This window comes from Stagnihabitans tardus, from assembly GCF_009925085.1.
Lineage (GTDB): Bacteria > Pseudomonadota > Alphaproteobacteria > Rhodobacterales > Rhodobacteraceae > Stagnihabitans > Stagnihabitans tardus.
Genome location: NZ_JAABNR010000061.1, coordinates 1 through 2492, shown reverse-complemented (window position 1 = coordinate 2492; position 2492 = coordinate 1). Strand labels below are relative to the sequence as shown.

3 protein-coding genes are annotated in these 2492 nt (G+C 69.2%); 1 reads left to right on the top strand and 2 read right to left on the bottom strand.

Annotated elements, in window-relative coordinates:
- Together GV832_RS21470 and GV832_RS21465 are read right to left on the bottom strand one after the other, a co-directional pair.
- The coding region (locus GV832_RS21470) for an MFS transporter (protein ID WP_168776905.1) at positions 1–944 on the bottom strand (944 nt) is incomplete at its 3' end.
- Positions 945–1931, bottom strand: a complete 987-nt coding sequence (locus tag GV832_RS21465; protein ID WP_168776904.1) for an aldo/keto reductase — start codon at positions 1929–1931, stop codon at positions 945–947.
- An 88-nt stretch (positions 1932–2019) separates the two neighbouring features.
- Between GV832_RS21465 and GV832_RS21460 the strand changes: the two genes are divergently transcribed.
- Positions 2020–2492, top strand: a 473-nt coding sequence (locus GV832_RS21460) for a LysR family transcriptional regulator (protein WP_168776903.1), incomplete at its 3' end; no start/stop codon positions are given.

The window sequence follows — 2492 nt, the reverse complement described above, 5'->3', positions numbered from 1 at the left end:
ACCAGCGCCGCCGTCGCCACCGCATTGGGGATCTGCAGCCACAGGACCTGGGCCGGGGTGCGGGCGAAGACCATGGCCACCAGGTAGGCCGCGTAAAGGGCGCCGTTCAGCACCAGGACGCGCTCTTTCCCCCAGCGCCCCGCCAGCCAGCCCCAGGCCAGCATGAAGGGGATCTCCAAAAGCGCGGCGGCCGAGGCGGTGTGTCCGATGTCCGCATAGCTCCCGCCTGCGTCGTTCAAGAGGAAGAGCGGCAGAAGCGTCATGTTCAACAGAAGCGCCGTGCGCAGGCCCAGGATGCCCGCGATCCTCACCCAGGTTTGCCGCCCGATCCGGCGGAAGGAGCCCCCTGCCACGCGGGGCGCGGGCGGCAAAAGCGCATCGGGACGGGTCAGGAGAAGGCCGAAGGCCAGGGTGCAGCCCAGGTGGCCGAGGGCGGCGAAGGCGAAGACCTGAAAGACGCCGAAGCGGCTTGCGATCCAGGCCGCGACTGGTGGCACCAGGACCCAGGCGGCCGAAAAGACCGTGCGCAGGACCGAGGTCATCATCATCGCCCGCTCGGGCGCGTTGCGGTCATACCAGGCGCGGGAAAAGGCGAAGCTTTGCGAAAAGAGCGTGCCGCCGAAGGGCAGGACCAGGCAGAAGGAGAGGATATAGGTTAGCCGCCCCGGCAGGGCGAAGATCGCTCCATAAGCCAGCACGCCCATCATGGCCGCGAGGATCACCAGGAGCCTGCGGTCGCGGATCCGGTCCGACAAGTGGCCCAGGACCACCGAGGCCAGGGCCGTCGCCACGGCGTTGAAGCCCAGCATGACGGCCCAGGCGGTGTTGGACAGTCCGAGTGTCTCGACCGCCACCACGGCCCTGTAGGGCGTGATGGCGGCGGCCGAGAGCCCGGCCAGGAAGAGGCTGGCGGCCAGAAGCCCGGTGACGTGGCCTGCACCCACTTACAGTCCCGACATGGCCAGGACCGGGGCGGGCAGGCGCAGGCCCTGGATCTCGACCTCGGCGCTGGCGGCGTCGAGCTCCGCGACGATCTCGGGCGTCAGATGCAGGGCGGCGGCGCCCAGGTTCTCGGTCAGCCGGTCCAGCCGCTTGGTGCCGGGGATCGGCACGATCCAGGGCCGCTTGGCAAGGCACCAGGCGAGCGCCACCTGCGCCGGGGTGGCGTTCAGGCGGGTGGCGAAACCCTGGATGACGGCGACCAGGGCAAGGTTCGCCTCCCGCGCCTCGGGGGCGAAGCGGGGGGAGATGGCGCGGAAATCCCCCGGCGCAAAGGTCGTGTCAGCGGCGACCTTGCCGGTCAGGAAGCCCGCGCCCAGGGGGCTGAAGGGGACGAAGCCGATGCCGAGACGCTCCAGCGTGGGGAAAAGCTCGGCCTCGGGCTCGCGGGTCCAGAGCGAGAATTCGGACTGCACGGCGGCCACGGGCTGCACGGCATGGGCGCGGGCGATGGTGGTGGCTGCGGCCTCCGAGAGGCCGAAATGGCCGACCTTGCCCTCAGTGATCAGGTCGCGGACCGTGCCTGCGACCTCCTCGATCGGCACGGCAGGGTCAACGCGGTGCTGGTAGAAGAGGTCGATCTTCTCGACCCCCAGCCGCTTCAGCGAAGCCTCGCAGACCGCCCGGATTTGCGCGGGGCGGCTGTTGGTGCCGGGGCCCCTTGTCCCGTCGGGGGCGATGTTGAAGCCGAACTTGGTGGCCACGGTCACCTGGCCCTTGATCGGCATAATGGCGCGGCCGAGGAGGGCCTCGTTGGTGAAGGGGCCGTAAGCCTCGGCCGTGTCGAAATGCGTCACGCCCCGGTCATGGGCGACGCGGATGAGGGCCACGGCCTCGGCCTCGGGCAGGGCCTGCCCATAGGCCGAGGTCAGGCCCATGCAGCCATATCCAAGCGCCGAGACGCTTAAGCCGCCAAGTGATCTGTGTTCCATGATGATCTCCTTTGACGCCAAGCTAACCCCGCTGGACCATGAAGATAATCGCCCATAATCTGCATGGGGTTGTAAGCGAGGCTTCACGATGACCGAGGATCTGAACGACCTGGCCGCCTTTGCCGCGGTGGCGGAGCTCTCCAGCTTCACCAAGGCGGCGGCGCGGCTGAATGTCTCGCCCTCGGCCCTGTCGCAGACCGTGGCCAAGTTGGAGCGGCGGATGGGCGTCCGCCTCCTGGCCCGCACCACGCGGTCGGTCAGCCTGACGCAAGGGGGCGAGCGGCTCTACGCCGTGCTGCGTCCCCGCCTGACCGAGATCGCGGCCGAGGTGGCGGCGCTGCGGGCCGCGACGGATCAGCCCTCGGGGGCCCTGCGCATCACGACCTCGGAACATGCGGCGCTGGCGATCCTGCAACCGGCTTTGGCCCGGCTGATGGCGGCGCATCCTCTGGTGACGGTCGAGGTCTCGGTCGATTATGGCCTGACCGACATCGTGGCCGAGCGCTTCGACGCAGGCATCCGCATCGGCGAGCACCTGGCGCAGGACATGATCGCGGTGGC